Raw genomic sequence first — 6,876 nt, forward strand, 5'->3', positions numbered from 1 at the left:
GTTTTTCATGGCCGAGACCATCGTGGCGCTGGCCACTCCCCCGGGGGAGGGCGGCATCGCCGTGGTGCGCCTGTCCGGCGAGGCGGCGCTGGCGGTGGCGGCAAAGGTGTTTTTTCCACACAACGCTGCCAAAAAAGTGGAAAACGCGAAGGGCTACACCGCCCTCTACGGCAATTTTGTGGCGAACGGGAAGCCTCTGGACGACGGGGTGGCCCTGTTCTTCCGCGCGCCCCACAGCTACACCGGCGAGGACGTGGCCGAACTGAGCTGCCACGGCGGGCCGGTGGTGGCCCAGAGCCTCATCGACGCCTGCATCGCGGCGGGGGCCCGCCCCGCGGGGCCGGGGGAGTACACCCGGCGCGCCTTTGTGAACGGGCGCATCGGCCTGACCCAGGCGGAGGCGGTGATGAGCCTCATCGGCGCGGCGGGGCGGCAGGGCGCGGCCCTGGCCCGCACGGCGCTGAACGGCGCGCTGGCAAAGCGCATCGAAGGTTTTAAACAGCAGCTGGTGGCCCTGGCGGGGCACATCGCCGCCTGGGTGGATTTCCCCGAGGAGGACGTGCCCGCCCTGGAGCCGGAGGCCCTTTCCGCCACTTTGAGCGAGGTGAGGGCCGGCCTTACCGGCCTGATCGAAAATTTCGGCGCGGGGGCCGTTCTGCGCGAGGGCGTGGACGCGGCCATCGTGGGCAGCCCCAACGTGGGCAAAAGCACCCTTCTGAACCTGCTGGCGGGCTTCGACCGGGCCATCGTCACCCCCATCGCCGGCACCACCCGGGATGTGGTGGAGCAGGCGGTGATGCTGGGCGGCGTGCGGGTCACATTGCGGGACACCGCCGGCCTGCGCCGCACCGGCGACGTGGTGGAGGCGGAGGGCATCCGCCGCAGCCGCCGCGCCATGGAGGAGGCGGGCCTCATCCTGGCCGTGTTCGACGGCTCGGCCCCCCTCACCGAGGAGGACAAGCAGCTGGCGGCGGCGTGCGCCGGGCGGCCCGCCATCGCCATCGTGAACAAGAGCGATTTGCCCCAGAAGCTTGACCCGGCGGCCCTCGCCCCCCGCTTTTCCGAGGTGGTCACCCTGGCCGCGGGCCGGGGGGAGGGCGCGGAAACCTTGGGCGAAGCGGTGCGCCGGGTGCTGGGGGTGGCGAACCTCGACCCTTCCGCCCCCTGCCTTGTGAGCCGGCGGCAGTACGCCGCCGCCTGCGAGGGCCGCGCCGCGCTGGAAGAGGCGGAACGGGCCCTTGCGGGCGGGTTTGGGCTGGACGCGGTGAGCGTCTGCGTGGATGACGCCCTCTCGGCTCTCTGCCGCCTCACCGGCGAGGACGCCTCCGAAGCGGTGGTGGAGGAAGTGTTCTCCACCTTCTGCGTCGGAAAATAGTTTTACCGGCACACGTTCACACTGCGGCGATGAGCAAAGCCCGCTTGCAGGTTCCTTTCGCGGCGGGCGCGGGCAGTTTTGCCGGCACACGTTCATACCGCGGCGATGAGCAAAGCCCGCTTGCAGATTTTTTTGCGGCGGTATGAACTACCTTTTCGAAAGGGGGGGCGCGGATGGCTTCCAACACAAAAGGCCTCGTTTATCTGGGCGAGTTTGATGTGATCGTGGTGGGCGCGGGCCATGCGGGCATCGAGGCGGCGGCCGCCTCCGCCCGGCTGGGGGCCCGCACCGGCCTGTTCACCCTGGGGCTGGACGGCATTGGCAACATGCCCTGCAACCCCAGCATCGGCGGCACCGCCAAGGGGCATCTTGTCCGCGAAATCGACGCGCTGGGCGGCGTGATGGCCCTGGCCGCCGACGCCACCACCCTGCAGAGCCGCATGCTCAACCGGGGCAAAGGCCCGGCGGTGCACTCTTTGCGGGCGCAGATCGACCGCCAGGCCTACCACCGGTTCACAAAGGAATATCTGGAGCATATCCCCGGCCTTTGCATCAGGCAGGCCGAGGTGGTGGACCTGCTTCTCGAAAACGGCCGGGTGAAGGGGGTCTGCACCCGCCTTCACGGCTTCTACGGCGCGAAGGCGGTGGTGCTGTGCACCGGCACCAACCTGGCCGGCAAAATTTTTGTGGGCGACGCGTCGGTGGCCAGCGGCCCCGACGGCCAGCACGCCGCTGCCCTTCTGGCCGAAAGCCTGCGGGCGGCGGGCCTGCCCATGCGCCGCTTCAAAACCGGCACCCCCGCCCGGGTGCACCGGCGCAGCATCGACTTTTCGATGCTGGAACGCCAGCCGGGGGAGGAGCCGCCGGAGCCCTTCAGCTTCCTCACCCCGCCCGGGGGCGTGAAGAATCAGGTGGACTGCTTCATTGCCTGGACCAACCCTGCCACCCACGAGGTCATCCGGCAAAACCTCCACCGCTCGCCCCTCTACGGCGGGGTCATCGAGGGCGTCGGCCCCCGCTACTGCCCCAGCATCGAAGACAAGGTGGTGCGCTTCGCCGACAAGGAGCGGCATCAAATTTTCGTGGAGCCCTGCGGGCCGGACACCGAGGAGATGTACCTCCAGGGCATGAGCAGCAGCCTGCCCGAGGATGTGCAGATCGCCATGTACCGCACCATCCGGGGCTTTGAACACATCGAGATCATGCGCCCGGCCTACGCCATCGAATACGACTGCATCGACCCCCAGGCCCTGCGCCACACCCTGGAAAGCCGGGCGGTGGCGGGCCTTTATGGCGCGGGGCAGTTTTGCGGCACCAGCGGCTATGAAGAAGCCGCGGCGCAAGGCCTGCTGGCGGGCGCCAACGCTGCCTTGGCGGTGCTGGGCCGCCCGGGCCTCACCCTGCCCCGCTACACTTCCTATCTCGGCACGCTGGTGGACGACCTGGTCACCAAGGGCGTGATGGACCCCTACCGCATGATGACCAGCCGCAGCGAGTACCGCCTGACCCTGCGGCAGGACAACGCCGACGAGCGCCTCACCCCCATCGGCCGCAAATTCGGCCTGGTGGACGACGGGCGCTGGGCCGCCTTTGAAAAAGCCATGGAGATAAAGGCCGCCGAGGAAAAGCGGCTGGCTTCCACCACCGTTCGGGCCGCCGATTTGAACGCCGTCACCGCAAAAGAGGGCCTGCCCCCGGTGGAAAAGGGGGGCACGGCGGCCCAGCTGCTGCGCCGCCCGGAGCTGGCCTACAGGCACATCGCGGCGGTCATCGGCCCCGGCGAAGGGGTGGACGGCCGCATGGCGGGCCGTATCGCCACCGAGATAAAATACGAGGGCTATATTGCCCGGCAGCAGCGGGCCATCCGGGAGGCAAAGCGGTTGGAGAGCCAGCCCATCCCGGCAGATTTCGACTATGCGCCGCTGGAAGGGCTGCGGCTGGAGGCGCGGGAGAAGCTGCAAAAGCTGCGCCCGGCGGACATCGCCGCCGCGGGCCGCATCCCCGGCGTTTCGCCCGCGGACATCGCGGTGCTTTCGGTGGCCGTGGCCGCCGCCAGTGCCAAAGCGAAAAGGGAAGGGGAGACCGAAGGATGATCGACAAACAGCGCCTTGCGGCCAAGTGCGCCGCCGAGGGTGTGAGCCTCACCGGCGAAATGCTGGACAAGCTGGACAAATACGCCCGGTGCCTCGTAGAGTACAACCAGAAAGTGAACCTCACCGCCATCACCGACCCGGTGGGCATCGAGGACAAGCACTTTGTGGACAGCCTGATCTTCGCCGCCCGCCCCGAGGTGGAGGGCAGGCTGGTGGATGTGGGCACCGGCGCGGGCTTCCCCGGCGTGGTGGCCAAAATCTACAAGCCGGAGCTGGAGCTCACCCTGATGGAGCCCACCGGCAAGCGGGTGGATTTTCTGCGCTGGGCCTGCGGCGAACTGGGCCTTTCCGGCGTGGAGTTCGCCAAGGAGCGGGCGGAGGAAGCGGCCCGCAAGCAGTGGCGGGAGGCCTTCGACGTGGCCTGCGCCCGGGCGGTGGCCGCCCTGCCGGCGCTCAGCGAATACTGCCTGCCCCTGGTGAAGGTGGGGGGCGTGTTCATCGCCCTCAAGGGCGCTTCCGGCGAGGAAGAACTGGCCGCCGCAAAAAACGCCATCGCAAAGCTGGGCGGCGCCTGGAGGGAAACGGCCCGGCTGCGCCTGCCCGGCGGCGACGAGCGGTGCCTGATTTTGTGCGAAAAGATTTCGCACACTTCGACCGTTTACCCCAGGGGCGGCGGAAAAATCGCAAAAGCCCCCTTGAAGTGACGGGCCAAAGCGCGGATGCCGTCGCTTGGTGTAAATGGAAAATACTGGAAAATATCGGATGTTTGTGGTATACTTTCCTTGCAGGGGAAGGGGGCAGGAAAACCCGCCTTGCCCTTCCGGAAACGGAAAGAAGCCGCGGGCGTCCGATTTTTTTCAAAAAGGAGGGACAGGCCCCGCCGGCGGGAAGGAGAAATGACCCATGCTGACCCCAAAACCAAAGGTGCAGGGAAAGGTGCTGCTGCTGCCGGTGGACAAGATCGTCCCCTCGGCCCACCAGGCCCGCACCCATTTTGACGAGCAGGAAATTGCCCGCCTTGCCTTAAGCATCGCCCAAAACGGCCTTTTGCAGCCGGTGAGCGTGCGCCCCGGCAAAACAAAGGGCGAATACGAGCTGGTGGCGGGGGAGCGGCGGCTGCGGGCCTGCAAGCTGGCGGGCCTTTCCGAAATACCGGCTATCCTGACCCAGCGGGATGAGAGCCAGTCGGCGGCGCTGGGCCTTTTGGAGAATATCCAGCGCCAGGGCCTGGACCCCTTCGAGCAGGCCCGGGGCATCCGGGAGGTCATCGCCCTCTGGGGCTGCACCCAGGAGGAGGCGGCCAAACGCCTGGGGCTGGCCCAGCCCACCCTGAACAACAAGCTGCGCCTGCTGGCGCTGAACGAAGAACAGCAGGCCTACTGCATCGCCAACGGCCTCACCGAGCGGCATGCCCGGGCGGTGCTCCGCCTGCCGGAGAGCGAACAGCGCAGCCGGGCGCTGGCCCAGTTTGTGAAAAAGCGGATGAACGCCCGCCAGGCGGACGAGTATGTGGAGCAGTGCCTCCAGCAGAAAAAGCCGCCCCGCCGCCGCCCGGTGCCCATGGTGCGGGACGTGCGCATCTTTGTGAACACCATCAACAAGGCAGTGCGCCTGATGGTGGACGCGGGCGTGCCCGCCCGCACCACCAAGCGGGAAGGGGAGGGCTTTGTGGAATACACGGTACATATCCCCACCGGGCCCGCCAAAAAGCCTGCCGCCTCCGGCGCGGGCCGCCCGGCGTAAAAAAGCCGGCAGGCCGGGCGGCTTCCTGCCCGCCTCGCGGGTCTGACGCCTGATGCCAGCCGAACGGGCTGCAGCTCAAACGGGCCAGACTCTGTTTTTTGCGTGCGCCCGCGAGCGGCTGCCCTCATCTTGCCCTTAACATCCCGGAGCCCTTGTCCGCACACCGCGGCGGGGGCTTCGGTTTTTTTGGCGCAGCCCATTGTTCCACGTGGAACATTTTCCGGCGGCCTCCCCGCATTGTTCCACGTGGAACAATGCAAATGCCCCGCGCAAAACTGCCCGGCCCCCGCATCTCCGCGCCGCCCGGACGAAGGGAAGGGCAGCTTTGCGAAAAGTGCTTCGCCCGGCCCATCCCCACCGCACGCGGCGTCCCGGACACTTTTCAGGACAAAGAAAAGTGTCCGTTCCGATGCGCACTACGTGGGGAGGGCCGGGCTACGCTTCAGCCGGGTGGTGTTTCCCTGGTCTGAATTAAAAGGCCAGCAAGGCAGGGCGGTGCTCTGGCCGGTTTCTCCCCGCCCGCCGCACGATGAAAGCCGAGCCAGACGTGGCACTGCCGCCGCGTAGTGCGCCTCGGAGCGAACACGCTGCACGGTGTGAGTGCAGCGTGTCCGAAACGCCGCGTGCGGCGGCGGACAGGGACGCGGCCATTTCGCGCAAAACCGCCCGGCCTCGCGCCGCCCGGGCAAAGGGAAGGGCAGCTTTGCGAAAACGCTCCACCCGGCCCGTCCCCACCGCACGCGGCGTTGCCGTTTCTTTTGCGTCCGCCTGGGGACACGCACCCTCGCACGCGGCATCTCGGACACTTTTCACGACGAAGAAAAGTGTCCGTTCTGATGCGCACTAAGGGTGGTGTCCCCGTTCTGCCGGGCCGGGGGCGGAAGGTCGGCAAGGCAGGGCGGCGCTTCGGCCTGTTCCTCCCGGCCCCGCCGTACGATGCCAGCCGAGCCAGACGCGGCACTGCCGCCGCGTAGTGCGCCTCGGAGCGAATACGCTGCACGGTGCGAGTGCAGCGTGTCCGAAACGCCGCGTGCGGCGGCGGACAGGGACGCGGCCATTTCGCGCAAAACCGCCCGGCCCCGCGCCGCCCGGACAAAAGCAAAGGCCAGCATTGTGTAAAATGCTTCGCCCGGCCCCACCTCCCGCGGCGTTGCCGTTTCTTTTGCATCCGCCCGGGGACACGCACCCTCGCACGCGGCATCTCGGACACTTTTCACGACGAAGAAAAGTGTCCGTTCTGATGCGCACTAAGGGTGGTGTCCCCGTTCTGCCGGGCCGGGGGCGGAAGGTCGGCAAGGCAGGGCGGCGCTTCGGCCTGTTCCTCCCGGCCCCGCCGTACGATGCCAGCCGAGCCAGACGCGGCACTGCCGCCGCGTAGTGCGCCTCGGAGCGGACACGCTGCACGGTGCGAGTGCAGCGTGTCCGAAACGCCGCGTGCGGCGGCGGACAGGGACGCGGCCATTTTGCGCAAAACTGCCCGCACCCCCGCGCCGCCCGGACAAAGGGAAGGGCGGCTTTGCGAAAACGCTTCGCCCGGCCCATCCCCACCGCACGCGGCGTTGCCGTTTCTTTTGCGTCCGCCCGGGGGCACGCACCCTCGCACGCGGCATCTCGGACACTTTTCACGACGAAGAAAAGTGTCCGTTCTGATGCGCACTAAGGGTG

4 protein-coding genes are annotated in these 6,876 nt (G+C 67.8%); all 4 read left to right on the plus strand.

Translation table 11 applies throughout. The features are described from left to right. The first annotated feature begins 7 nt into the window (after positions 1–7). The 4 genes from mnmE (at position 8) to ACH2AT_RS06830 (ending at position 5,211) form a co-directional block, all read left to right on the plus strand. Positions 8–1,375: a tRNA uridine-5-carboxymethylaminomethyl(34) synthesis GTPase MnmE gene (gene mnmE / locus ACH2AT_RS06815; protein WP_394964602.1), complete on the plus strand. Its 1,368-nt coding sequence runs from the start codon at positions 8–10 to the stop codon at positions 1,373–1,375. Positions 1,376–1,548: 173 nt separating this feature from the next. Next, positions 1,549–3,468 carry a tRNA uridine-5-carboxymethylaminomethyl(34) synthesis enzyme MnmG gene (mnmG, locus tag ACH2AT_RS06820; protein WP_394964604.1) on the plus strand — a complete coding sequence of 640 codons (1,920 nt, stop codon included), beginning with the start codon at positions 1,549–1,551 and terminating at the stop codon, positions 3,466–3,468. Then, a complete protein-coding gene (gene rsmG, locus ACH2AT_RS06825; protein WP_394964606.1) occupies positions 3,465–4,172 on the plus strand; it encodes a 16S rRNA (guanine(527)-N(7))-methyltransferase RsmG in 708 nt (235 codons plus the stop codon). Before mnmG ends, rsmG begins: the two co-directional genes overlap by 4 nt. Before the next feature lie 199 nt (positions 4,173–4,371). After that, entirely contained in the window at positions 4,372–5,211 is an 840-nt protein-coding gene (locus tag ACH2AT_RS06830) for a ParB/RepB/Spo0J family partition protein (protein ID WP_394964608.1), read from the plus strand. Positions 5,212–6,876 lie beyond the last annotated feature (1,665 nt).

This window comes from Candidatus Allofournierella excrementigallinarum (genome assembly GCF_944388085.1).
Taxonomy (GTDB): Bacteria; Bacillota; Clostridia; order Oscillospirales; family Ruminococcaceae; genus Allofournierella_A; species Allofournierella_A excrementigallinarum.